Here is a 26,706-nt window from a genome sequence, read left to right as displayed (position 1 = left end):
CAAACCATCAAAGAGGGTAGTTATGTCAACACAGAATCAGGCAACTCGTACCGAAAAAGACACCATGGGCAATGTAGAAGTCCCAGCTGACGCTTATTGGGGCGCGCAAACCCAGCGTAGCCGCGAAAACTTTAAAATCGGTGGCGAGACCTTGCCTCGTCCAATGATTGAAGCAATGGCACTGGTCAAAAAAGCCGCTGCGATTACCAATGCCAGCCTTGAGCGTATTGAAGATGATAAGCGTGATTTAATCGTCCAAGCAGCTGATGAAGTCATCAATGGTGGTTTAACCGATCAGTTCCCATTGGTCGTTTGGCAGACAGGTTCTGGCACCCAGTCAAATATGAATATGAACGAAGTGCTTGCCAATCGTGCCAATGAAATCGCAGGGAACGCGCGCGGCAGCTATATGCCAATTCACCCAAATGACCATGTCAACCATGCTCAGTCTACCAATGACAGCTTCCCAACCGCGATTCGTGTGGCAGCAGCGCGTGAAATCAATGGTTTATTGATTCCAGCGGTAAAAGCGCTACGTGATACGCTAGATGCGAAAGCGAAAGAATTCGATAGCATTGTTAAAATCGGTCGTACGCATTTGCAAGACGCCACGCCTTTGACATTAGGCCAAGAGTTTAGCGGTTATGTTAGCCAACTTGATCATTCACTGGTACGTATTGATAATGCGCTACAAGGCTTATATGAATTGCCACTAGGCGGTACGGCAGTTGGTACGGGTCTAAACGCCCATCCTGATTATGCGGTAAAATCAGCTGAGCAATTGGCGACATTATCTGGTCTGCCATTTGTGACGTCACCGAATAAATTTGAAGCACTAGCGGCTCGTGATGCCGAAGTATTTGCCTCAGGCGCACTAAAAACGCTAGCAGCGAGCTTGAATAAAATCGCTAACGACGTACGTTGGTTGGCATCAGGTCCTCGTTGTGGTTTGGGCGAATTGACGATTCCAGAGAACGAGCCAGGCTCTTCTATCATGCCGGGTAAAGTGAACCCAACCCAGTCAGAAGCAATGACGATGGTTGTGGCGCAAGTCATGGGTAACGATGTTACTATCAGCATGGCTGGCGCGTCAGGTAACTTTGAGCTAAACGTCTACAAGCCAGTAATCGCCTTTAACTTATTGCAATCTATCAAGCTACTTGGCGATGCGTGTAATAGCTTTAACGAAAACTGTGCCGTTGGCATCGAGCCAGTAAAAGACAAAATCGATGACTTTTTGCACAACTCATTAATGCTAGTAACGGCATTGAACCGTCATGTTGGTTATGAAAACGCTGCCAAAATCGCTAAGACGGCTTATAAAGAAAACAAAACCTTGAAGCAAGTTGCCGTTGAATTGGAGCTGTTAACTGAAGCTCAGTTCGATGAGTGGGTTATTCCTGCTGATATGGTAAATCCTAAGTAAGCTATTTAATACTTTCTTAGAATAATAAAAAAGACCTTGTCATTTCATGTGACAAGGTCTTTTTTTATAATAATTTAAACCTAATTAAAACTTATACAACAACCCAAGCGTCGTCGTTGCCTCAGTACGTGAGTCAACCATTGGACTGTCATATTGCTCATTGGCTAGATAGCTTACGCTCTGGTTGGCAAAGCCTGCAAAGCGCTCATTAAAATCATAGTTGGCACTAACATTGATATAGGGGTTCAAGCTTGAGTTGGCAGTATAAGCAGCAATGCCCGTCTTCACTGATTCTGTATCGCTCACACCGTAGTAGTATTGATTGTAGTCAGCATCACTATACTCAAAGCCCACGCTTGGATAGACGGTGAGCTTGTTTTTGCTGATTTTACCAAGGTAGCTCAAGCGAGCAATGTTACCGCCGCTACGATCTAAAACATCGGTCGCATATTGGGCACGAAAGCCACCAACTGGTGTAATACGCGTATAGCTTAAGCCTGCAGCAGCAGAGGCTTTACGCTCATCAAGTCCTTTTAGTGCGCCAGTGGCGTCATCAGGCTCAAATGAATTACCAGCAAGCTGCGCATAAACAGACAGCTGATTAGCACCATCATTAATCAGATAAGCGCCCGCTTGGGCACCGCGTGCATAGACTCTATTGTTGTCATAAAACACCCCTGGCAATACCTTTATCTCGGTGCTGTCTTCCAAATCATAAGCAGAGTTGACCGCCATGACGTTGACGCCAACGCTTAGCTCGGCATCAGGATCAGTCGGTAAATTTTTGTTGAAGAGTGCTGCACTGGATAGGCTAGCTGCGCCAAGCATAGCAGTCGCCGTCAACGTGCTAAGCAAAACGCGTGTAAAAGTCGGTGATAGCGCTGATGATGTAGACATAATTTGCTCTCATAAGTGGGTAAAATAAAGGGATAAAAACAGTAAAACACGTAAGGGTTTTTGTACGTTAGAGTCGATTCATTTTAAAAACGATATAGTGCTGTTGGCTATAAATTTTTTGCAGCCTCTGTCACGCCTGCGAACAGCAAGCAAGAAAAAATTATAGCCAATAGCACGTTATTACAATCGTATCGCTTTTATTTTGAACTGACTATAGAATCCGTTAAATATAAAAGAGATATAGGCTAAACAGTGCTTTGTTCAATGGCACTGAGCACTTCTACTAATTGCTGATGAATATCTTGCCACCACCACATAAAGCCAATACCAATAAATAGCATTACAGCCCACGGTAATAGTTGCCAAATAAGCGCAGGTTTAATGGCTGTGCTTTTCTCATTCGGGGTTTCGTTAAGAGTAGGGCGAATAGGATTAACAGTTACGTTTGAGTTTACACCACTATTATTATCCACATGACTCTCATTATGCAAACTGTCATGATTTAAATGAGTGTTATTTAAGTGTGCATCATTATCAAAGTCAGTGTCGCTATTCACTGGCGTATTAATATAAGTGGTATGATATTCGTTTTGTTGCTCACTTTGATAATGGGGTAAATAATCACTCTCGTAAGTGGCAATATTCTGTATGACCGCTGCCATGCGTTGACGGTAAGCAATCGCAAAAGCCAGTGCAATGACAAGACCCGTAATCGCGCCGCCAATATGACCAGCATTATCGATACCCGGCACCGCAAAACCATAGACTAAGTTGATGCCCATAATAAATATCAGGCTTTTAAGATTCAGCACCATACCATTGACTGATATCTTAAACAGCGCGGCGATTAATAACGCGGCGCCAATACCCATGATACCGCCTGATGCACCTGCAGATAATCCGGCTTGTCCTGTCCCGTCCACAATACCTTGCCATGTGACGTAATTGTTCAGTAAGTTGCCACCAATTGCTGCGAGTAAAAATAACGCCAAAAAATTCGCGGAGCCAAACATCGGCTCGGCAATTTGACCAAAAAAATACATGGCAAAACCATTAAACAATAAATGCATCAGCCCAATATGCAAAAACGCACTGCTCACCAAGCGCCACGGCTCGCTATCCATGGTAAAAGGCAAGGCATTGGCACCCCATTTTATCAGCGCTTCAGTTGAGGGATTATTGGCATCGACACCCGTTAATACCTGCATGATAAATAGCCCGATAAAACTGACTAATAACAAGGTGGTGACAGGCGCTGTCTTTAATAATTGTTGAATGGTCATAACATCTAATTATCAATAAAAATTATCAGTACAGTATAAAGGGTATGCATAGTATAAAGAAAGCTATCAACCAGTCTAAGCAGCTATATCGTCTACACTTACCAGCGCATTGGCGCTACGTAAGGTAAGGCAGTTTTTAGATGCTCGTAGGTGCCTTTGACTAAGATATCATCGCGCACTTCATTGATATCGGTATGACCACAAAACGCCATGCTGATATCACATTCGTTATAAATCAGCTCAAGCGCGCGGCGGACACCATCTTCGCCATACGCGCCAAGACCATAAAGAAAAGCGCGACCAATCATCGTGCCATTGGCTCCTAATGCCATCGCTTTGAGTACATCTTGCCCGGAACGAATACCACTATCGAGCCAAACTTCAATCTGACTGTCTTCAGCACGCACGGCTTGTACGATATCGGCTAGAGATGAGATGGAAGAGGGCGCACCATCCAATTGGCGTCCACCGTGATTGGAGACCACTAGCGCATCGGCACCGCTACGAGCTGCTAGTACAGCGTCTTCTGGCTCCATGATGCCTTTGATAATCAGCTTGCCACCCCACATGTCTTTGATACGAGCGACATCGTCCCAGCTAAGCGCAGGGTCGAACTGCTCAGCTGTCCATGCGGATAGAGAGGAGATATCCTCGACGTTTTTGGCGTGACCGACGATATTACCAAAGGTGCGCCGACGGGTACCCAGCATATTCATGCACCATTCTGGCTTGGTCATCAGATTTAAGATATTGACAAGCGTTGGTTTTGGCGGCGCAGAGAGACCGTTTTTGATGTCTTTATGACGTTGACCGAGTACTTGTAAGTCGGCGGTCAGGATAAGCGCTGAGCAATTGGCTTCTTTGGCGCGGCGAATCAAATTGGCGATAAAGTCCATATCGCGCATCATATATAGCTGAAACCAAAACGGCTGGCTGGTATGGGTGGCGACATCTTCGATAGAGCAAATACTCATGGTCGATAGTGAAAACGGTACGCCAAACTTTTCTGCTGCCTGTGCCGCGAGGATTTCTCCATCTGCCCACATCATGCCAGTAAAGCCTGTTGGCGCAATCGCAACCGGCATTTTTACTGGCGTGCCCAGCATTTCGGTGGCAAGCGAGCGTCCTTCCATATTGACCAATATCCGCTGTCGCAATTTGATACGGTCAAAGTCAGTTTCATTATTACGATAGGTGGTCTCAGTCCATGAGCCTGAATCGACATAATCATAAAACATACGTGGCACTTTGCGCTCAGCGACCCGCCGCAAGTCTTCAATTTCAGTCATTTTACTCAAATTTTTCATAAGTTTCTCGCTACTCACGTTATATGATTCAGACAAGGCTAGGTAGTGGTTATTACTATCAGAGGGATGATTAAGGCACCCTAAAAACGCCACGGTACTGCTGGTATTAATTTTTCTTGCTTGCTGTGCCTATGCCGACAGAGGCTGCAAAAATTGATACCAGCAGTACATACGCTATCGATATTATTTTTCACTGACTATATATACTCGCTATGAAGTGATTCACAATTGCTGTAAATCGAGCACAGAAAATGGATAATTTAAGCGCTTTGTTGGTGTCAAGATGACTGGAATAGTCGTCGCAAATTCCATCATAAGCGGCTCAGAGAAATCGGCAATATCGACAGGCTCGTAAGTAATGCGCTGTACCGCTTGCAATTGGGTTATCAGCTGTTCAGCAATATCACATAAATGACAGCCTGAGGTACCGAGTAGCCACCATTTGGTCATATTTTCAGGAGATCCAAGCTCAGGTTTTTCTTCAATCATACGGGCGCGCAATGCGTTTATATTGTTATTCTCATACATAGCTATTCTCTTATGTTAATCCTAAATGCAAAGCTTACAAATTCAATGTTCATTTTTGCTGAGTTTTTTACGTGTACTCATATGACATGATAAAGAAGTGGGGTAAATAATGACAGCGATTGTGAGATTAGGTAAGATGAGCTGCTATTTATGCTTCTTTCCTTTAGAGTCACCCTGATTGGCTGCGCGCTTCTTATTTTCTCTTCTTATCTTTTCAATCACTTGGACAACACGCATGACAAGTTTTGGCAAATTTATCAAACGACTCTTATTGGCATTGATGGTGTTGGTCATCGCCTTCCATGTGCTGGTCGCAGGACTGCTATTAATTTGGAAAACGCAGCCGATTAATAACAGCATGTTTATGCTCACCCATCGCATTATGGGCGGTGATGTTAGCCAAACGTGGGTTGATTATGACGCCATCGCCAAGTCTGCCAAACAAGCCGCGATTGTCAGTGAGGATTCGACATTTAGCCAGCATAATGGCTTTGATATAAAAGGTATTAAGGCGGCACAGAAAAAAAACGAAGCGAGTGGCAAGATGTCGGCGGGCGGCTCAACCATTACCCAGCAATTGGCTAAAAACTTATTTTTAACCTCGCATCGCTCTTATACTCGTAAAGCTGAAGAAGCTGTTCTCACCATAATGATTGAAACCTTATGGGATAAGCGGCGAATTTTGACCGCGTATTTGAATGTGGCAGAGTTTGGTAATGGTGTTTATGGTGTCGAGGCAGCCGCTCAGTATTATTTTGATAAATCAGCTGCTAATCTCAATCGTGACCAGTCAGCCTTATTGATTGCGATGCTAACCAATCCAAAATACTATGAAAGCCATCAAAGCGATAAACGCCTGCGTAATAAACAACGTATTATCAAAAAACGTTTGAAAAATGCGGTATTGCCACAATCTGCTTAGTTATAGTGAGTTTACTACAAAAGTGTTATAGCGCTATTGGTATGAATTTTACGCAGCCTCTGTCGGCACAGGCACAGGCACAGGCACAGGCACAGGCACAGGTATAGGCACAGCAAGCTACAACAACTCATCCCTGTCTTGCGTCATAAAATAACCTATCTATTTTGTTCGGTATCGGCTACCGCGTTATTTAATGCTGATATATTTAATACATGACAGCATAAACACGACACAGCATCGTTTTTAAAATAACAGTAATAAAAGTATGGTATAAAAGTAATGACAGAATGAGATTGATATAAAAATAATGCTAGGTTTATAACGGTAAAGGAGTAGTAACGTGTCAGAGATGGATAATACCCAGAATAATAATGAGGTCACTGACATTATTGAGTCGCATATCGAAGCAAATGATGAGGTTAACACCAATAGCGAAGCAGATGATGCCGTTCAATTCAGTAATCTTGCTACTAATATCAGCCTGAACCATTTAAATGACAGAGAGGGTTTAACCGAGATTGATTGGCAACGCTCAGAAGATGGGAATTATTCACCCAGCAGCTATATCAATCGTGACTTGTCTTTATTACAGTTTCATCTGCGGGTCTTAGCACAAGCGGCAGATCCCCATCATCCTTTGCTTGAGCGTCTCTTCTTTTTAATGATTTTTTCATCCAATATCGATGAGTTTTTTGAGATTCGCGTTGCCGGTATCATGCAAAAGCTCAATCTGGGTGATGTATCGACCAGTATTCATGGTATGCGCCCTAGTGAAATTCTTAATGAAATATCAGCGGTGACCCATGATGCTATCGCTGAGCAATACCGTATTTTAAATGAAGATATCTTGCCGGCACTGGCACTTGAGGATATTCGATACCTAAAGCGCGATGAGTTGAATAGCGAGCAATCCGCATGGATGAAGCGCTATTTTACTGAGCAGGTATCACCGGTATTGACGCCCATTAGCATTGATCCTGCACATCCATTCCCGCGCTTGGTCAATAAAAGCTTGAACTTTATTGCGACGTTAGAGGGCAAAGATGCCTTTGGTCGCGATATCAATTTGGCTATCGTACCCGCGCCGCGCAGCTTGCCGCGCGTGATTCGTCTGCCTGATGAGCTGACTGGTGGTAAAGAGTATCATGTGATGCTATCAGCGATTATCCATGAGCATATCGGTGAGCTATTCCCTGGTATGAATGTCACCGGCTGTCATCAGTTTAGGCTGACGCGTAATGCGGATTTGGACTTGGCAGATGATGTTGATGACATTGCCAAAGCCTTAGAGGGTGAGCTTGAAAATCGCCGCTTTGGTGATAAAGTACGGCTCGAAGTCACTACAGAGTGTCCAACCCCAATCAGTGATTATTTGCTCAATGAGTTTGAGCTGCATGACAATCAACTATACCGCGTCAATGGACCGGTCAATTTAACGCGGCTGCTCTTCGATTTTAATATTCCAGCCTTGCGTTATCAGCCCTTTACCCATGTGGTGCCCAAACCGTTTCGCCGCGAAGTCGACAAGCTTGATAAAGCGACCAGTATGTTTGCTGCCATGCGTAAAGGCGATGTATTGGCGCATCATCCATTCCATGCGTTTTCGCCGATTATTAATTTGCTGTGGCAAGCTGCCAGTGATCCAAAAGTATTAGCGATTAAGCAAACGCTCTATCGTTCAGGTACCAATTCCGAAATCGTCAAAGCCTTAGCAGCAGCAGCTCGTAATGGCAAAGAGGTGACAGCAGTCATTGAGTTACGGGCACGTTTTGACGAAGCCTCTAATATTGCCGTTGCCAATTATCTACAAGAAGCGGGTGCAGTGGTTGTCTACGGTATTGTCGGCTATAAAACCCACGCCAAGCTCATGCTCATCGTGCGCCGCGAAGACGACAAGATTCGTCGTTATGTGCATTTAGGCACGGGCAACTATCACGCAGCAAATGCAAAGGTCTATACCGACTATGGCTTATTTAGCGCGGACCCTGATATCTCAGAAGACGTCCATAAGATATTTCAGGAACTAACAGGCATGGGCAAACCCGCCAACCTCAAAAAGCTGTTACATGCGCCGTTTACCTTGCACGATAAATTGATGAGCTTTATCGATGATGAAATTGCTCATGCAAAGGCGGGCAAGCGCGCTCATATTATTGTCAAAGTAAATGCTTTAACCGAACGTCGTTTGATTGATAAACTATATGATGCCTCACAAGCAGGGGTCAAAATCGAGCTGATTTTGCGCTCTATGTGCTGTCTGCGTCCGCAAGTAAAAGGTCTGTCTGAAAATATCACCGTACGTTCTATTGTTGGTCGCTTTTTGGAGCATACTCGCATTTATTACTTCTATAATGATGGTGATGAGCGCCTGTACTGTGGCAGCGCCGATTGGATGGATCGTAACTTATTCCACCGTGTAGAGGTGGCGTTTCCGATTGAAGACAAAAGATTGTTTAAGCAGATTTATCAAGATGGACTGTTAAACTACCTCCAAGACAATAAACAAGCATGGATACTCAGCGGTGACGGCCACTGGCAACAAACCAAGCTAGCGGTAAGTGAAGCGCCTCATATTGCTCAAGAGTATTTATTAAAGGTGATTAATCGTGTTGGCGAGTCGGTATAGTTAGATATAGTTTAATAGGTGTCATTGAGCTGATTAGTTTCATCTACTATTTAAGGCTATCCACATCTTTAATAATCAGATATACCAAGCATAGAGAATGATCTGTGCTTGGTTTTTTTGTGCCTATCAAATCCCTTATGAGTTACAAACTGTCTTGTAAGCTCACACTTATTCACATATTGATACGGCAGGACACTGGTGAGCGTGTCAAATTTATTCTTATAATTAGACTGATAGGTACAAGAATTCACCTTTATAAAGATATATCACTATAAAGACATATCAATAAAAAAACAGGATTTCATCATGAGTGATACCAATAACGATAGCTCGGACATTAAGAAAGCCGCTGATCAAGCAGACAGTCAGCAGATTAAGAAAAATTTGGAAGGCGGCAAGCCAGTCGATGTAGCAGAGTCTTTAACGGAAGAAGAAAAAACATCTTTTATCAATGATGACTTACGTACAGATAAATAACTAGAATTTTGTTTAACAGCATACTAGGGCGTGTCCTCATTTTGAAAATGGTGATAAAAATTAGATAAATTGCAGCCAAATAAGGAAAATAGCGCAGGTAATATCAGGATATTGACCAGCTATTTGACGCAGTTTGGCAAGATTTAGCCATTTTTAGCCCATTTAATCGCTTTCGTTCAGATTGAGGACACGCCTTAATTTCATATCATATTAATAAACGCGAGGGAAACGCTATGTCACATGATAGTCAATCAGACAGTATAAAACCTAACAACATGCACCCAAATAATGAAGAGTCTGTCTTAATCGATGATCCGGCAAAGCTGCATCCAGATAATCCACCTGACAGCTATGAAGGTCGTAAACATGAGCCTGAAATTGATGGACCTCAGCAGAAGTCGCAGGAGACTGATGAGATATATGCTGATCCACGCAAAGAAGAAAATCTTCCTCCAGGTGGCAAAAATATTGGCGACCTAAATGCGTATGATTTGTCGCAAAAAGGCAATGAATAGCTTTTGATCATTGTGAGTGCTTTATCTAACGTAGTTTTATATCTTATAGATAGTATAGATAGTATAGATAGTATAGATAGCCATTATCAGACGTCTGATAGTGAAAAAATAACAAGAAAAGTAAATTAAAAATATAAGGATATTATAATGGAAACGAAAGATCCTGCATTAACCAAAACGCCTATCAACAGTCATGATGGTCATATCGACAACAACCATGAACGCACTGTCGACAATATCGCAGCTCATGATAATACGGAAAAAAGCACAGAGACGTTTCAAGAGACAGTCATTGGTACCAGATATGCGAGCGATGATGTTGAGCACGGTAACCATAAACATGAAGACATTCATCATAATAGTCATAACGTGATGTCTACCGATGATAGTATTGAAAATCATACCACCACTAATAAAGGGACTGATACGTTTCAAGAGAGTGTTGTAGGATCTGAGCATGTCAATGATGGCGATAATGCTGCCCGTCAGCCAGACCGCCGAGATCAAGAGGGCAATGCTTTTGATGATGGTATCAACGAACATACCACTATTGGTCAAGGGGCTAAAAGCGAAGGGATCAATGATTTAAATCGTTATGCAAATATTGATAATGCCCAAACCCGCGTATTAAATCCTGATGAAAAAGATTTTTAGTAGACTCTTTAAGAGACTTAGAAAATTCAAATAAATCAAAAAAGGTGCTGCAAGCAATGACGTAGAATACGTCGCTTGCAGCACCTTTTTTGATTCACTGACTATAGATCTAATTAGTTAGATAGCAGCAGGATTACCACTATGAAAGCGCAGCTCAGTATCTGGAGTTGATATCAGCTTTGCTTCTACTTCTTTAAAGAACGCCACACGCTCATCAATACTGTCATCAGACAAGGATTGCGCTAATGCCAAATAATCCTCAAAATGGCGGCTTTCTGATTTTAATAAATAACGATAGTATTTTGCCAAACGCTCATCATTGATCACCTCAGCAAGTGCCGCAAAACGCTCACAAGAACGCGCCTCAATAAACGCGCCTATTATCAACACATCTACCATCGCAGCAGGCTCATAAGTGCGCTTGTGTTTGAGCATCCCTTTGGCATAGCGTCCTGCACTCAGGTATTTCCACGCTTGCTCGCGCTCATTCATAATACCGAGCACTTGCTCATAGTGCAGCATCTCTTCACGTATCAATTGTGCCAATTTACGCTGTAAATCATATGAGAACTCATAGCGAAATATGAGGTTCATCGCGGTACCGGCTGCCTTTTTTTCACAATTGGCATGGTCTTGAATAATCAGCGGTAAGTTATCAATGGCAGCATTCACCCAAGCTTGTGAGGTTCGTGCGCCCAAGAATTCATAAATAGGCGATAAGTCTACCTTGGACGCCATGCTGAGTTGGGTAATATCAACACTGTTTTCATTACGCTCACTGTCACTGTCTGCGCCCATTACAAATGCTTCTTTTGTAGTAGTGGGCGACTCAGACAGCAAATTAGCATTGGTTTTAGATATTGACGGGTTTTCGTGGTTTATGGTCATAGTTTGCTTGGGCTTTATCAACGAGTGGATGGATAAAATAATGAAAAAAATGGCTATATCTACGCTTGATGTATTTAAATTCTCTCAATTACTTTGAGATGACAGATAACCATTATGCATAAACTAATACCGTAATGATTACTTACAGTTTATACTTAGGTCGAAGTTGGTATGACCAAATAACAAGATAATCGCTGCTAGCGCATGTGGCTTATATGCTATCATTTATCTACAGCATAAGCATTTAGTTACTAAATGGGGTTTCCTTGTTTATTGCCTTGTTTGATAGTAGGATAATATTTTGCTTTTAGCGTATTTTGTCTTACTATTGATTGTCAGCTGATAGCAGGTAGTCAATAGTATATCAACTATCAATCGCGTCTCAAAATCTAAGGTTTTTAGCCCATCTTTACGTAAGACCTATCTAGATAATATCTGATAACAAAACGTTAAACACTGCTCAAACAATGACAGCCGATGTAATGCAGCAGTAAATTTACTTGTCTTGTCGATTATGGTCGAATATTTATTACTTTATATACCTGCTTTATGCGCCCTTTTGCATGACTGTGTACATGGATGAGGTATGTTTTAGCAGCTCAGTATCAACAAATTTAACAAATAGATAAGGATAACAGTATGAGCCAGTCTTCTAATGCCAAGCGCGTTCAAAAAGGCATTCTTGCCATCGATCAGCAGCTGTTCGATTTTATTGAAAATGAAGTGCTGCCGAAAGTCGGTATTGATTCAGACGGTTACTGGTCAGGTTTTGAAAAAGTCATTAAAGAGTTTACGCCACGTAATAAAGCGCTGCTTGCAACCCGTGCCAAGATTCAGGGACAGATTGACCAATGGCACCTGCAACACCCTGCCAAAAATGGCGATATTGATTATCCAGTGTATAAAGCATTTTTACAAGAAATTGGCTACCTACTACCAGAAGGCGAAGCGTTCAGCGTCAGCACAGAAAACGTCGATGATGAGATTGCCCTCATTGCAGGACCGCAGCTGGTGGTGCCAGTACGTAATGCTCGCTATGCGTTGAACGCCAATAATGCGCGTTGGGGCAGCTTATATGATGCTTTATATGGTACCAACGTCATCAGTGATGAAAACGGTCAAGAAGCAAAAGGTGGCTATAATCCAACACGTGGCGCCGCAGTCGTCGCTTATGCCAAAAATTTCTTGGATGAAAATTTTGCCTTGGCATCAGGATTATATAGTGATGTAACAGGTTTTAAAGTGATCGATGGCAAGCTTGAAATTGCTCAAGGTGATAGCAGTACGCAGCTAAAAAATACCGCCCAGTTTGTCGGTTTTGTGGGCGAAGTTGGCAATCCTAGTGCTGTGTTATTAAAGAACAATAACTTGCATGCTGAGATTCAAATCGATGGCAATCATCCTATTGGTAAAGATGATCCTGCACATATCAAAGACGTCTTATTAGAGTCAGCGCTGACCGCGATTCAAGATTGTGAAGATTCAATCGCTGCTGTCGATGCCGAAGAAAAGGTTGAAGCGTATCGCAATTGGTTTGGCTTAATGAATGGCGATTTGCAAGAAACCTTTGAGAAAGGCGGTAAAACCCGCACGCGTAAACAAAATCCTGATCGCGAATACACCACGCCAGAGGGTGATAGGCTTACCTTGCCAGGTCGTTCGCTCTTATTGCTGCGTAATGTCGGTCATCTCATGCAAAATCCATCGATTTTGGTAGATTTGGGCAATGGTCAAGAAGAGATTTTCGAAGGTTTAATGGATGGTCTCATTACGCCTTTATTATCATTAAATGATTTGAATGGTAAAACCGAGCTATCAAACTCGCGTAAAGGCTCGATGTATATCGTTAAACCAAAAATGCATGGTCCTGAAGAAGTCAAAATGGCGAATGACTTATTTAACGCCTCAGAAGACTTACTAGGCTTAGAGCGTTATACGATAAAAATTGGCATTATGGATGAAGAGCGCCGTATGACGGTCAACTTAAAAGAAGCCATCCGCCAAGCGAAAGAGCGTGTTATTTTCATCAACACCGGTTTCTTAGATCGTACAGGTGATGAGATGCATACCAGTATGAATGCAGGTCCCTTTGTGCGTAAAGGCGAGATGAAGTCGCAAACGTGGCAACCCGCCTATGAGCAGTGGAACGTAGATATTGGTCTTGAAACAGGTCTACAAGGTCATGCACAGATTGGTAAAGGCATGTGGGCAAAACCTGATGAGATGCAAGAGATGATGGACACCAAAATCGCCCATCCGCAGGCAGGTGCCAACACTGCATGGGTGCCGTCTCCAACAGGTGCTACCTTGCACAGCATGCACTATCATCAAGTCAATGTCGCTGAGATTCAAGACAGCTTAAAATCACGTGAGCGCGCAAGCTTGGATGATATCTTGACCATTCCATTGGCAAAAAACACCAATTGGACAGAGGAAGAGAAGCAGCAAGAGATTGATAATAATGCTCAAGGTATCCTAGGCTATGTCGTACGCTGGGTAAACCAAGGCGTGGGTTGTTCTAAAGTACCTGATATCAATGACGTGGGCTTGATGGAAGATCGTGCGACGTTGCGTATCTCAAGTCAGCATATCGCCAATTGGTTACACCATAATGTGGTCAGCGAGCAGCAAGTGATGGACGCTATGAAACGTATGGCTAAAATCGTCGATGAGCAAAACGCTGGTGATGCCGATTATCAACCAATGGCGACTGATTTTGACAACTCTTATGCTTTCAAAGCCGCTTGTGATTTGGTCTTTAAAGGTCGCGAGCAGCCAAGTGGCTATACTGAGCCGTTACTGCATCAAGCACGTCTCGACCTAAAAGCCAGTATGACTTGCTAAAGCTAAAACAGTCCGTCATCGGTAATAATTGAGCTTTTATAGGGAGTGATGACAGTCACGGCATGATTGATGAATTATTCAGTTAATCTGTGGCTGTCCAGTTTTACGTAAGTTTACTACCGATTATTATTGTTTACGTTTCTAATATTTACCCTTATTCGTTTTGGACGAATAGGGGTATTTTTTTATCCGTATTTTTTTAAGCTAAAACCTTATATCTAGAGTGGATTTTAAAGACTTCCCCAAATAAGGCATCAAAAATATGTTGCAAATTATGTCAAAGTTGTTATGCTTGTATCTGAAGTATGAGTTTGGTAACGGATGTTACGCAACAGAGCGATAAAGACCAAATTTTACATAGCAGTTACGTTATTAATCCCAGTTATGTAACTGATGGTTTTTTCATCTTACGGTAATAAAACTTCGCCATACTTGTTTCTGACTAATCTCGGTAGCCAGTTACACATTATATCTTTGAGGATTTGTGACGATACCATTTTGGGCACCGGCTAATAATAGCTCGCTCATTACTAAAATTGTAAAGTGGAGATACCCCATGAAGAAACTACTTTTAGCGACAGCAATCGCCGCCCTATCTGTATCTGCAGCCAACGCCGCCCCAACTGTTTATGGTAAAGCATTCTTAGCGGCTGACTATGTTAATGCTGAATTTGATGGTCCTGCTGGTAACATGTATGATGAAGACACAATAGAAATCAATTCTCATTCTTCACGTATCGGTTTTAAAGGCTCTGAAGCCATGACGGCTAACACTGATGTTATCTATCAGCTAGAGTATGGCACAAGCATTGATGGTGATAGCAATGGCTTTAAAAACCGCGATACATTCCTTGGTGTTGTTAATAAGCAATTTGGTGAGTTCCGTGTTGGTAAAAACCAATCATCATTAGATCGTATCAATAACGTTGATGTAAACCAAGGTTACTTTGATAGATTAAATGCTACGAAACATAATGAAGTTGTCGAAGCGTTAAACATGGTGGATAGTAACCGCATCCCAAGTTCAATCATTTGGACTGCACCAAAATATGATGGTCTACCACTAGAAATCTCTGCAATGTATAGCTCTGATGATGCTAATGGTAATGATAACTCAGGTTTCGGTGTTGCAGCACTATTTGACCAAGGTACTGGCTTTACTGCTGGTCTAGCTTATGACAAAGACCAAAACATCGAAGGTGATATCATCCGTGGTACTGCTACTGTAGATCTAGCTAAATTCATGGCAGCTCCAGTAAGATTGGGTGCACTATATCAAGTAGCTGATTATGATTATGGTTCTTCTAAAGAAAAAGGTTTTGTCATTAGTGGTGAGATGCCTCTAACTAACTTTGCTCGTCCAGCGTCTGTCTATGCACAGTACAACAATACCTCTAACCTAGATGGTTTGGATGACGCTGATTCAGATCAAATCGTTGTTGGTGGCAAATATATGTATAAAAAGAACATCATTGCTCATGCCTATGCTGGTATGAACAATGCTGACAATGTACCATATAACCCAACCAATCTTTCAGTTGCGCCAAGAGGCGACGCTGAAGTATTCGTAGTTGGTACTGGTCTAGAATACAAATTCTAATTCTAATTCTAATCTAATCATTAGAATCTGCATAAAAAAACTCATCCTTCGGGGTGAGTTTTTTTGTTATAGCCTTTTTAATGAGTGAGTAGTTTATAATAGATATGTGTCAAAAATGAAGAGTTTCAAATAGTTTGTGCTTTTGCGCTATATTTTATGGCGTATTTTTAGTAAAATCCTTCTTTACCAATTACCGACAGAGTACTATGACCAAGTTTATATTTGTGACCGGTGGGGTAGTGTCCTCACTAGGAAAAGGTATTACCGCAGCTTCCCTTGCTGCCGTCTTAGAAGCACGGGGCGTAAACGTGACCATGACCAAGATGGATCCGTATATCAATGTCGATCCAGGCACGATGAGCCCGTTCCAGCATGGTGAAGTGTTCGTGACCGAAGATGGCGCCGAGACGGATTTGGACTTGGGCTATTATGAGCGTTTTTTACGCCATTCAAAGATGAGCAAAAGCAACAACTTTACCAGCGGTCGCATCTATCAAAACGTCTTAAATAAAGAGCGCCGTGGTGAATATCTCGGTGGTACGGTGCAGGTGATTCCGCATATCACTGATGAGATTAAGAGTAAAATTCTTGCCAGTGGCGAAGGTTATGATGTTGCTATCATCGAGATTGGCGGGACAGTGGGTGATATCGAGTCGCTACCCTTTATGGAAGCAGTACGTCAAATGCAAGTCGAGCTAGGACGCAATCGCGCCATGCTGATGCATCTGACATTGGTGCCTTATATCGCTAGTGCAGGCGAAACCAAAACCAAGCCCACTCAGCATTCAGTCAAAGAGCTGCGTTCTATCGGTTTGCAGCCTGATATCTTGATTTGCCGCTCTGATCATCATATCTCACAAGACAATCGCCGCAAGATTGCACTGTTTACCAACGTTGAAGAGCGTGCGGTCATTATGTGTGAAGATGCGCAAAGTATTTACCAGATTCCGCGTACCTTACATGAGCAAGATCTTGATGATTTAATCTGTGAGCGTTTTGGTCTTGATTTACCAGAAGCAGATTTGAGCGACTGGGACAAAGTCGTTGAAGCGCAGCTGAATCCTGAGTCGACGGTAACAGTAGCCATGGTTGGTAAATATGTCGAATTACCAGATGCTTATAAATCAATCAATGAAGCCTTGTTACATGCCGGTATCACACATAAAGCCGATGTTAAAATTGATTATGTCGATGCCGAACGTTTAGAAGAAGATGACAGCTTGTTGGCGCAGATACATAATGCTGATGCCATCTTGGTGCCAGGCGGCTTTGGTGAGCGTGGCACGATGGGTAAAATCAAAGCCATTACCTATGCTCGCGAGAACAACGTGCCGTATTTAGGCATCTGCTTGGGTATGCAGCTGGCAGTGATTGAATACGCGCGTAACGTGCTACATATCAATGCCAACTCTTCTGAGTTTGATCGCAAAACAGCTGAGCCTATCATTGGCTTAATTACCGAATGGTTAGATGAGCGCGGTGAATTGCAGATTCGTAGTGATGATTCAGACCTTGGCGGTACCATGCGTCTAGGCGCGCAGCAAGCTGAGCTGGTCGCTGGCAGTAAGCTTGCACAAATCTACGGTGCTACTAATATCACTGAGCGCCATCGCCATCGTTATGAGATGAATAACCGCTATATTGAGCCACTAGAGCAGGCAGGTATGTTGGTATCAGGCTATTCTGCTAAGCAGCATTTGGTTGAGTCGGTTGAAATTGCCGATCATCCATGGTTTGTTGCGGTACAGTTCCATCCTGAATTTACCAGCTCGCCACGCGGCGGTCACCCATTGTTCAATAGCTTTGTTAAAGCGGCGAAGAATTACAGTGAAGCGAAATAATCGTTAATTTATAATTGTTTTTGACACAAAAAGACTGATCTTCGGATGGGTCTTTTTTTATGGCTGATTTATTATTACGCTTATGCTCTTTTTTTAATCAGTCTATCGGTTACAATAAGAGATAACAATAAAGAGGATACCCACTCAATGGAAAATCTACTAACCGCGCAGTCGAATATTCAGCTTAATATACCTAATAATAAAAGCATCAATATCGGTAATGATCAGCCATTTGTCTTATTTGGTGGTATGAATGTCTTAGAGTCCAAAGAGATGGCATTTGAGATCGCCGAGCAGTATGTCGATATCTGTCAGCGCCTGCAGATTGGCTATGTGTTTAAAGCCAGTTTTGATAAAGCCAATCGCTCAAGTCTGACCTCGTATCGTGGTCCAGGGCTAGAGAAAGGTATCGATTGGCTTGGGCAAATCAAAGAAAAATTCCAAGTACCGATTATTACGGATGTCCACGAACCTCATCAAGCGGCACCCGTTGCCGAAGTCGCTGATATTATCCAGCTGCCTGCGTTTTTATCGCGTCAAACAGATTTGGTACATGCGATGGCAAAGACGGATGCGATTATTAATATCAAAAAAGCCCAGTTTTTAGCGCCGCATGAGATGCGCCATATCGTCAATAAGTGTCTTGAGGGCGGTAATGATAAGCTTATTCTTTGTGAGCGTGGTAGTGCCTTTGGTTATAATAACTTGGTGGTCGATATGCTGGGTTTTGATACCATGAAGCAGATGGAGATACCGGTGTTCTTTGATGTGACGCACAGCTTGCAGCAGCCAGGGGCGCGTAGTGATAGCGCTGGAGGACGCCGTGAGCAGATCACAACGCTTGCCCGTGCGGGTATGGCAACTGGATTGGCAGGATTGTTTTTGGAAGCGCATCCAAGCCCAGAAACGGCAAAATGTGATGGTCCTTGTGCGCTACGCATGAGCCAGTTAGAGCCGTTTTTACGCCAGCTTAAGCAGCTTGATGACTTGGTCAAAGGCTTTGAAACCTTGGATACTCATTAATATCATAAGTAATGTGAGGATAAGACAATGGCGATTGAAATAGCACAAGTAAGCATTGAAAATATCAATGATGTCGAAGGTTTAGAGAGCGTCATGACCGCTTTGAAGAATATCACAGGCGTCACGGCGATTGAGTTAGATACCGAACGTCATACGGCATTGGTGCATTATGATGATACCCAAACCAGTATCCATGCCTTTACTGCCGCGATTAGTATGGTTGATTATGTCACTCAGCCATTTCCTATCGATGCGCCGCAAAATCCACGTTATCATGATTAAATTTATAAAAGTATAACCAAACTGACTTGTGGTCAACGCCAATAGCTCTTATGCTGGTCTTGGGCCTTTTCTTAAAGCCTTATACCATTAAATTTTATAAATAATGTATTCACAGATAAAAATAAGGAGCCTAACATGGCAAATCAGACACGTATTATTAAAATTGACGGCATGACTTGTGGCGGTTGTGTGGCAAGTGTCCATAACGCTACCGCAGATATTGATGGTTTAGACGATATCAGTATCGAGCTTGCTGATAATCAAGCAACCGTTACTTTTGATGATAGCAAAACCAGTGTAGAGACGATTGCTGCTGCCATTGATGACGCAGGCTTTGATGCCACTGTTGCCAACGCTTAATTTTATTTGTTGTAATAAAAGAACCAGCTATCATGGCTGGTTTTTTAATGGCTAAAAACTATGACTATCAGAGTAGTGTTATCAGCCCTCTGATATTTGCAACGTGTCATTTTAATCTGAGATAGTTGTTCGGCTAAAATAGCTGAAGGGGTGTTAATGATGACCATTTAGTATATAGGTTGATACACTAAGATAGCTACTATTTAAATGTTCTGAAAAACAATATGATATTAATCTTTAGAATGTACGGCTTGTTTGGTTTAGATTTTATTCCTTCACTGACAGATTTTTATAGCTCATACAAATTTATAAACGCTATAACGCAATGACGAGTTTTATTTATGAATGATTCTACCCGCGCCAATACCCATAACTCTTACGATGTCGAGACTGATATTCAGTCCAATACGCCACTGACGCCGCAGCGTGCGCATTTACAACTGGCGATAGAGGGCATGACGTGTCAAGCTTGTGCGTCACGAATTGAAAAGGTGTTGAATAAAAAGCCATCAGTTTATGAGGTCAGTGTGAACTTTGCTGGCGAGACTGCCAATGTGGATTATGATCCGACACAGACGACGGCAGAGCAGGTGACGGAATGGGTTAACAAGACAGGCTTTGTCGCCAATTTGCAGGCGGCTGATAGTTTATTTGCTCAGAATGATGAGGATACGAGCACTCAGTATCCATGGCGCTTGATTGGATTGTGGATTTGTTTGCTGCCATTTTTGGTTGGTATGGCAGGCATGCTTGTCGGGCAGAGTATGGCGTGGATGCCACCGGTTTGGATGCAGTTTATCTTAGCGACGGTTGTACAGTTTGGATTTGCATTGCCATTTTATAAGAGTGCATGGGCGTCTATTAGAGGCGGTCTTGCCAATATGGATGTGCTAGTCGTCATCGGTACGGTGACTATTTGGGCATATTCGACTTACCTGTGGCTGACCCATGGCGATGGCACGTTAAATAGCTTATTGCAAAGTGGGCATACTGGCGGTCATGGTGCGAGTGGCAGTCCTGCGGTATATTTTGAAGCAGGCGTGATGGTCATTGCTTTTGTGCGTACGGGTAAATATCTTGAAGAGCGCACCAAAAAGCACAGCCTCAATAGTATCGATTTACTATTGTCGCTCACACCAGACGAAGTTGAGCAGCAGCAGCCAAATGGTGATTTTCATAGTGTTGCTCTAAAAGACGTACAAGTGGGTGATATTTTGCGTGCTAAGCAAGGTAGCCGCGTCGCAACCGATGGTATCGTCATCGAGGGTAGCGGTTGGTGTGTCGAGAGTCATTTAACGGGAGAGTCAGTACCGCTCAAAAAAGAAGTAGGTGATGGATTATTAGCCGGTGCGTTGGTTGAAAACGGTAGCTTGTTATATCGCGTCAATGCTAAGGGTAGCGATACTAAGCTGGGTGACATGGTACAAGCACTGAGCGACGCCCAAGGCTCAAAAGCCAATTTAGCGCGTCTTGCCGATAGAGTAACGGCAATCTTTGTGCCTGTGGTGGTGGTGATTGCATTGGCGACCTTTGCTGTGACGTGGTGGCTGACCGGTATGCTCGATACTGCTTTGATGCATGCGGTATCCGTTTTGGTCATTGCTTGTCCCTGTGCGCTTGGTTTGGCGACGCCAGCCGCTATTATGGCAGGTATGGGCGTTGCCGCGCGTCACGGCGTTTGGTTTAAAGATGCGCAAAGCCTAGAAGCCGCAGGTAATATTGACACGGTGGTGCTTGATAAGACGGGTACCTTAACCATGGGTAAACCGACCATCGTCGATGAAGTCATGGTTGATAAATCAATAGCGATTGATGATGTATTGCAGATTGCTGCGAGCGTTGAAGCACATGCCAGTCATCCGCTCGCAACGGCTTTGGTCAATGCTGCTACCGTGCGCGGTTTACCCTTATTTAATGTGTTTGATATTAGCGTCGTCAAAGGCGCTGGCATACAAGCAACGATAGAAGGACTTGGGCTAATAAAGGTTGGTACCGCAGAGTTTGCAAATCTAACCCTGCCTAAGCTGATGCCAAAAGTATGGCAAATCGCCAGTACCGTTGCCATTAGTATTAACGATGAAGCATTAGGCGCTTTTGCCTTAGCGGATGATTTAAAAGCAGATACGCCGCAGGCAATTACGGCATTACAAGATGCGGGTATTAATGTGATTTTGATGAGCGGTGACAAACAATCTGTCGTCGATCATGTAGCAGGGCAGCTGGGTATCGAGCAAGCGTACGGCAAGATGAGTCCGCGTGACAAGGCAAGCCAAATTGCTTTATTGCAAACAGCTGGTCATAAAGTCGCCATGGCAGGCGATGGTGTCAATGATGCACCAGCAATGGCAACCGCCGATGCCAGCTTTGCCATGTTCGAAGGTACTGATGTCGCCCAACATAGCGCCTCTGCACGCTTGATGGGTGAGTCGCTGATGCATATCGATGCGGCGCAAAAAATTGCCAATGCAACGGTGCGCAATATCAAGCAAAATCTATTTTTTGCTTTTATTTATAATTGCCTTGGTATTCCGCTCGCCGCTTTTGGCTTTTTGAACCCTATGATTGCCGCCGCTGCTATGGCGCTCAGCTCCATTTCGGTATTGATGAATGCGTTACGTTTAGCCCGATTTAAAACAAAGGTAGAGCTGGATAATACGGTATCTACCTCTAATACGGACAAAAAGCGTCCAGTGAAAGTGTAAAGATGGTTACTTGATAACTAATTTTTTGATAACCACTTTTTTGATAACCATAAGAGTCTAGTTTTTGCGATATCGCTTTTACTTGAGCAAATCGACAATCACCAACCTTGCTATTTATGTTTGATTTTATGAGCGCAAGTTGGTGTAAGATAAGGGCAGTTTGGCAAAATATATGCTATGATGCCAAGCACTATAGCGCGCTGTTAAGGTGCTAAGTAAGCCCTTATGAGTGCTCAAAATCAAGCTGTTATATCAATATACAAAACGGCTTTGGGCGCACGTGTTATATGATATTTTGTATTATCTTTTTTGTATTCTAGCTGCCGTTATTTATCCCATAAACTTGGCATGACCAAAGGAATTAACAGACATTATGTACGCTGAAGAAACCAACAACGTCACCGCAATTAAAGACATTCGCGCTCGTGAGATTTTAGACTCGCGCGGTAACCCAACGATTGAAGCCGATGTTATCTTAGCAGATGGCACTATCGGACGCGCCGCAGTACCAAGTGGCGCATCAACTGGCTCACGTGAAGCCGTTGAGATACGTGATGGTGATAAAGATCGCTATATGGGTAAAGGCGTCAGAAAAGCGGTTGCCAATGTCAATAGTCAAATCCGTAGCGCTTTAATGGATAAGAATGTTAGCGAGCAGCAGAACATCGATGACACTATGATTGCGCTTGATGGTACGGACAACAAAGACAACCTTGGTGCCAATGCTATACTTGCCGTTTCACTTGCTGCCGCAAAAGCTGCCGCGCAGTCGCAAAACTTACCACTGCATCAGTATATTGCCAATTTGCGCAACCAGACCTCGCTGACGATGCCTGTGCCAATGATGAACATCTTAAATGGTGGCGAGCACGCGGACAACACGGTCGATATTCAAGAGTTTATGATTGAGCCAGTTGGTTTCAATAGCTTTTCAGAAGCGTTACGCGCAGGTACTGAGATTTTCCACAGCTTAAAGTCGGTGTTGAAATCGCAAGGTTTAAGTACCTCAGTGGGTGACGAAGGTGGCTTCGCTCCTAACTTACGTAGCAATGAAGAAGCTATCACAGTGATCATGCAAGCGATTGAGCAAGTCGGTTACAAAGCAGGTGAAGACATTCACCTAGCCTTAGATTGCGCTGCTACTGAGTTTTACAAAGATGGTAAATATATATTGGCAGGCGAAGGTAATAAAGCTTTTGATAGCCAAGGGTTCTCAGATTATCTAGTAGGGTTGGCACGTCAATATCCTATTATCTCTATCGAAGATGGTCTTGATGAGTCAGATTGGGATGGCTGGAAATATTTGACCGAGCAGATTGGTGATAAAGTCCAGCTAGTCGGTGATGATTTATTTGTGACCAATCCTGCTATTTTGCAAGAAGGGATTGATAAGCATATTGCCAATGCGATTTTGATCAAATTCAATCAGATTGGTACCTTGTCAGAAACGCTAGATGCGATTTATCTGGCGAAGAAAAACGGCTATGCAACGATTATCTCTCATCGTTCAGGTGAAACCGAAGACAGTACTATTGCTGATTTAGCAGTTGGTACTGCTGCGGGTCAAATAAAGACCGGTTCATTATGCCGCTCAGATCGCGTTGCAAAGTATAACCAATTGCTTCGTATTGAGCAGCAAGTACGCGCAAGCTATCGTGGTCGCGAAGAGTTTATCGGTCTACGTGGTTAGTCAGCCAAAGTTGTGGCTTATGCTGGGCGGTATATAAATATATCGCTCAGCAAATTTATATTCTTCCTATGTTGTTTGGCGTTATTATATTATGAAATACTTTAGCCAATTTATACTACTTGCGTTAGCTGTTGCTGTGCTGTCAGGACTGCAATACCAGTATTGGCTGGGTGAAAACGGTCGCGTTGAGCACCATAAGCTTTTGACTCAAATTGACGAGCAGCAGCGCTTAAATGACAATCAAGTCTCAGCAAATAATTTACTGCGTACCGATGTTAATGATCTAAAGACTGGTCTTGAAGCGGTAGAGGAGCATGCTCGTTTAGACTTGGGCTTGATCAAGCCAAATGAGACTTTTGTACAAGTATCAACGGCACCAACCACTCATAGCCGTTATTGACTTTGACGCACAGTCGCTATTGATTCTAAGGGCATTGCAATAAACTATTATGGATAATAATAGTTTTTTATTTTTATACCTCTTAATACCCATCTCTCTTATCCTATTTTCATGGAATCAGACCATGAGTACTGCATCATGAATACCACTCCTAAGATACACGCTATGATTGTCGCTGCTGGTCGCGGCAGTCGCTTTGGCGCGTCTATTCCCAAGCAATACACCTTACTGCAAGGTCAAACCTTATTACAGCACAGTGTGGCGCGTCTGGCTGAGAGTGCTTATATTGATAAGTGTTTGTTGGTTGTGGCTGCAGATGATAGTACTGCCCAGACACTCAGCTTTGCACAGCCCATCTATTATGCTGTCGGCGGTGCTGAGCGTTGGCAATCGGTACAATCTGGGGTTGAGGCAATGCTCAATGCAGGCGCAAATAAGGAAGATTTGGTCGTTATCCATGATGCCGCGCGTCCTGCAGTGCCAACTCATGATATTGACGCTGTTATTCAGGCGGCGATGCGAGAGCCTTATGGCGCTATCTTAGCGACACCAGTCGCTGATACACTAAAACAGTCTTATCTAGCGGCTAATATGCTGTGTAATCTAGAATATGAGGCTGCATCACCTCACAAGCCACTTAATGCTCAGCCGAAGCTTACTAATAGTAAAAGCGGTCACAACACGCTTCATGCTTATGCTCAAAAAACCATTGATCGCAGCCATATATGGCAGGCTCAAACTCCGCAAGTCTTTCGGCTCGAACAATTACAACAAGTTCTGAGCTATGTCGCTGAGCATAATCTCGCTATTACCGATGAAGCGAGTGCTTTTGAGTATTTAGAACTGCCGATTCGATTGGTCACAGGCAGTCGCCAAAACATCAAACTGACATATCCTGACGATGCGATCGTGCTCGCAGCGATTCTTGCTGCTCAATCATGACTATAGTCACTCCAATATCTCAGGATTATATCCAAAATAGCTGTTTCCTACGATAGAGCCTTGTTTCTTTATTCTATATTATCCCTAAAAATACCTTTAAAATATCTATAAGAATATTTCTATAATATTGTTATAAATTAATAAGTTGTTACCTAAGATGAAGATATATTGCTTTAATGACCAAACTAACCTATGATGTAACCAACTTAATACAATTAAAATAAACATTTATAAAATCAATACTATAAAAACCGAATTGTTGTTTTTAAATGTCTAATCTCTATGTTTTTTCTAAAATGAGTATGATTGTCTTAGCTATAATTACTTAATAATGGGGAGAAGCGGATTGTCAACAGTCAATGATTCGACAAATCCAGTAACGTCAGATCTCTGTCAGCTTATATATTTGAGCCACATTACTGCAACTGGTCTATCTAACTCTAGTACGCTTAACGATATCGCAGAAGTTGCAAATAAGCTGAATAAAATTGATGATATCACAGGTATTCTTTGCTACGGCAATGGTTACTTTTTTCAATGTGTCGAAGGTACTGAGCAAGCATTGACCAATCTCAAAAATCGCTTGTTGGTAGATGATCGTCACAAGGATTTAAAAATATTTGATTTTTCGGCGATTGATGAACGTCGCTTTGAAGGATGGTCATTACGCTCTATTACGCTTGAGCGCTGGATGGTCAATGAGCCTAGACTAAAAACTTTTATGCCTTTTAGACCTGATAGCTGGGAGCCAAATGAATGGCAGCAGTTTTTAGATATTCTGCAAGAGCACTATGAAGAGCAGCAAGAAAACGCCGATATTGATACTCAGCCTATAAAGTACAGTACGTTAGGTTTGACATTAGGAAAAGTAGTGGGGCAGCACCAGGCCTTTTTCTTAATTCAGACCATACTGGGTGGGCTAATTGTATTAGCACTGCTTTGGTTGATACTATCAGATAAAATTTTCTAAATATTTAAAAACGTATTCATAAAGTCAGCATAAATTACTGGCTTTTTTGTTTTTATAAGCGGATATTTAATGGTTATTGGTTCCTATGAATGATGTATGCTTGATATCATTCATGCTAACAAGTAAAAACTGATACACATAAAAAAAGCCCGATCACAATATGCTGTGATTGGGCTTTTTGATGGTGCGCTTATCAGTCTTATCTAATACTTAGTCGTATATCTGCTAATAAGTGACGCCAAATGGTGGCGTCCCCAGGGGGATTCGAACCCCCGTTACCGCCGTGAAAGGGCAGTGTCCTAGGCCTCTAGACGATGGGGACTAGTACAAAGCTCCAGCTGCTTTCACCTTTATGCTGAAGTGGTGCGTATTTTAATGGGGTCTACGCTTACTGTCAAGCCTTTTTTTACGTCTTTTTAAAATTAAATATCTTTTTTTAAGCGCGCGACGTGGATGCAGGCTATTACGCTTTAAATGGTATCGAATCCACAATGAGGTACAAGTACTGATGGTTAATGCAAGCAGAATA

General features: G+C 42.8%; 22 protein-coding genes and 1 tRNA gene. 17 read left to right on the top strand and 6 right to left on the bottom strand.

Annotated features, from left to right (window positions below; genetic code table 11):
* Positions 1-22: 22 nt before the first annotated feature.
* On the top strand, positions 23-1,426 hold the full coding sequence (gene fumC, locus JMW90_RS03950) for a class II fumarate hydratase (protein ID WP_201561795.1): 1,404 nt from the start codon (positions 23-25) through the stop codon (positions 1,424-1,426).
* Between the two features lie 84 nt (positions 1,427-1,510).
* On the opposite strand, the gene JMW90_RS03945 is transcribed toward fumC, so the two are convergent.
* From JMW90_RS03945 to JMW90_RS03930, 4 genes are all read right to left on the bottom strand, one after another.
* The gene (locus JMW90_RS03945) at positions 1,511-2,323 is read right to left on the bottom strand and encodes a MipA/OmpV family protein (protein WP_201561794.1); all 813 of its coding nucleotides are present in this window, start codon (positions 2,321-2,323) and stop codon (positions 1,511-1,513) included.
* A gap of 245 nt (positions 2,324-2,568) precedes the next feature.
* Complete coding sequence (locus JMW90_RS03940; protein WP_201561793.1) at positions 2,569-3,606, bottom strand: rhomboid family intramembrane serine protease; 1,038 nt, start codon at positions 3,604-3,606, stop codon at positions 2,569-2,571.
* Between the two features lie 98 nt (positions 3,607-3,704).
* Positions 3,705-4,913 carry an alpha-hydroxy acid oxidase gene (locus tag JMW90_RS03935; protein ID WP_201561792.1) on the bottom strand — a complete coding sequence of 403 codons (1,209 nt, stop codon included), beginning with the start codon at positions 4,911-4,913 and terminating at the stop codon, positions 3,705-3,707.
* Between the two features lie 222 nt (positions 4,914-5,135).
* On the bottom strand, positions 5,136-5,441 hold the full coding sequence (locus JMW90_RS03930) for a glutaredoxin family protein (protein ID WP_201561791.1): 306 nt from the start codon (positions 5,439-5,441) through the stop codon (positions 5,136-5,138).
* Between the two features lie 235 nt (positions 5,442-5,676).
* On the opposite strand from JMW90_RS03930, the gene mtgA reads away from it, so the two are divergent.
* The 5 genes from mtgA to JMW90_RS03905 all read left to right on the top strand — a co-directional run bounded on the left by mtgA (position 5,677) and on the right by JMW90_RS03905 (position 10,635).
* A complete protein-coding gene (gene mtgA / locus JMW90_RS03925) occupies positions 5,677-6,363 on the top strand; it encodes a monofunctional biosynthetic peptidoglycan transglycosylase (protein ID WP_201561790.1) in 687 nt (228 codons plus the stop codon).
* A gap of 349 nt (positions 6,364-6,712) precedes the next feature.
* Positions 6,713-8,989 carry a polyphosphate kinase 1 gene (ppk1, locus tag JMW90_RS03920; RefSeq protein WP_379607623.1) on the top strand — a complete coding sequence of 759 codons (2,277 nt, stop codon included), beginning with the start codon at positions 6,713-6,715 and terminating at the stop codon, positions 8,987-8,989.
* Positions 8,990-9,295: 306 nt separating this feature from the next.
* A complete protein-coding gene (locus tag JMW90_RS03915; protein WP_201561789.1) occupies positions 9,296-9,466 on the top strand; it encodes a hypothetical protein in 171 nt (56 codons plus the stop codon).
* 233 nt (positions 9,467-9,699) lie between these two features.
* Entirely contained in the window at positions 9,700-9,981 is a 282-nt protein-coding gene (locus JMW90_RS03910) for a hypothetical protein (RefSeq protein WP_201561788.1), read from the top strand.
* A 147-nt stretch (positions 9,982-10,128) separates the two neighbouring features.
* Positions 10,129-10,635: a hypothetical protein gene (locus JMW90_RS03905; RefSeq protein ID WP_201561787.1), complete on the top strand. Its 507-nt coding sequence runs from the start codon at positions 10,129-10,131 to the stop codon at positions 10,633-10,635.
* A gap of 117 nt (positions 10,636-10,752) precedes the next feature.
* Here JMW90_RS03905 and JMW90_RS03900 read toward each other — a convergent pair whose 3' ends face one another.
* Positions 10,753-11,373 (bottom strand): MiaE family protein, encoded by a 621-nt coding sequence (locus tag JMW90_RS03900; RefSeq protein WP_227691854.1) that lies wholly within the window; start codon positions 11,371-11,373, stop codon positions 10,753-10,755.
* A 789-nt stretch (positions 11,374-12,162) separates the two neighbouring features.
* Here JMW90_RS03900 and JMW90_RS03895 point away from each other — a divergent pair.
* The 11 genes from JMW90_RS03895 to JMW90_RS03845 all read left to right on the top strand — a co-directional run bounded on the left by JMW90_RS03895 (position 12,163) and on the right by JMW90_RS03845 (position 26,177).
* The gene (locus tag JMW90_RS03895) at positions 12,163-14,367 is read left to right on the top strand and encodes a malate synthase G (protein ID WP_201561785.1); all 2,205 of its coding nucleotides are present in this window, start codon (positions 12,163-12,165) and stop codon (positions 14,365-14,367) included.
* Positions 14,368-14,923: 556 nt separating this feature from the next.
* A complete protein-coding gene (locus JMW90_RS03890) occupies positions 14,924-15,967 on the top strand; it encodes a porin (RefSeq protein WP_201561784.1) in 1,044 nt (347 codons plus the stop codon).
* 206 nt (positions 15,968-16,173) lie between these two features.
* The gene (locus tag JMW90_RS03885) at positions 16,174-17,808 is read left to right on the top strand and encodes a CTP synthase (protein ID WP_201561783.1); all 1,635 of its coding nucleotides are present in this window, start codon (positions 16,174-16,176) and stop codon (positions 17,806-17,808) included.
* A 147-nt stretch (positions 17,809-17,955) separates the two neighbouring features.
* Positions 17,956-18,831: a 3-deoxy-8-phosphooctulonate synthase gene (kdsA, locus tag JMW90_RS03880; protein ID WP_201561782.1), complete on the top strand. Its 876-nt coding sequence runs from the start codon at positions 17,956-17,958 to the stop codon at positions 18,829-18,831.
* 27 nt (positions 18,832-18,858) lie between these two features.
* Positions 18,859-19,113, top strand: coding sequence for a cation transporter (locus tag JMW90_RS03875; RefSeq protein WP_201561781.1), 255 nt, complete (start codon positions 18,859-18,861; stop codon positions 19,111-19,113).
* A 135-nt stretch (positions 19,114-19,248) separates the two neighbouring features.
* Positions 19,249-19,473, top strand: coding sequence for a heavy-metal-associated domain-containing protein (locus JMW90_RS03870; protein ID WP_011280902.1), 225 nt, complete (start codon positions 19,249-19,251; stop codon positions 19,471-19,473).
* Positions 19,474-19,814: 341 nt separating this feature from the next.
* Positions 19,815-22,175, top strand: a complete 2,361-nt coding sequence (locus JMW90_RS03865; protein ID WP_201561780.1) for a heavy metal translocating P-type ATPase — start codon at positions 19,815-19,817, stop codon at positions 22,173-22,175.
* Positions 22,176-22,548: 373 nt separating this feature from the next.
* The gene (eno, locus tag JMW90_RS03860; RefSeq protein ID WP_201561779.1) at positions 22,549-23,865 is read left to right on the top strand and encodes a phosphopyruvate hydratase; all 1,317 of its coding nucleotides are present in this window, start codon (positions 22,549-22,551) and stop codon (positions 23,863-23,865) included.
* A 91-nt stretch (positions 23,866-23,956) separates the two neighbouring features.
* Entirely contained in the window at positions 23,957-24,265 is a 309-nt protein-coding gene (locus tag JMW90_RS03855) for an FtsB family cell division protein (RefSeq protein WP_201561778.1), read from the top strand.
* Between the two features lie 111 nt (positions 24,266-24,376).
* A complete protein-coding gene (locus JMW90_RS03850; protein WP_201561777.1) occupies positions 24,377-25,207 on the top strand; it encodes an IspD/TarI family cytidylyltransferase in 831 nt (276 codons plus the stop codon).
* A 331-nt stretch (positions 25,208-25,538) separates the two neighbouring features.
* Complete coding sequence (locus tag JMW90_RS03845; RefSeq protein WP_227691849.1) at positions 25,539-26,177, top strand: BLUF domain-containing protein; 639 nt, start codon at positions 25,539-25,541, stop codon at positions 26,175-26,177.
* Between the two features lie 246 nt (positions 26,178-26,423).
* On the opposite strand, the gene JMW90_RS03840 is transcribed toward JMW90_RS03845, so the two are convergent.
* A tRNA-Glu gene (locus JMW90_RS03840) sits at positions 26,424-26,499 on the bottom strand.
* Between the last annotated feature and the right edge of the window lie 207 nt (positions 26,500-26,706).

This window comes from Psychrobacter glacincola (genome assembly GCF_904846215.1).
GTDB lineage: Bacteria > Pseudomonadota > Gammaproteobacteria > Pseudomonadales > Moraxellaceae > Psychrobacter > Psychrobacter glacincola.
This window is presented reverse-complemented; position numbering and strand designations above follow the sequence as displayed.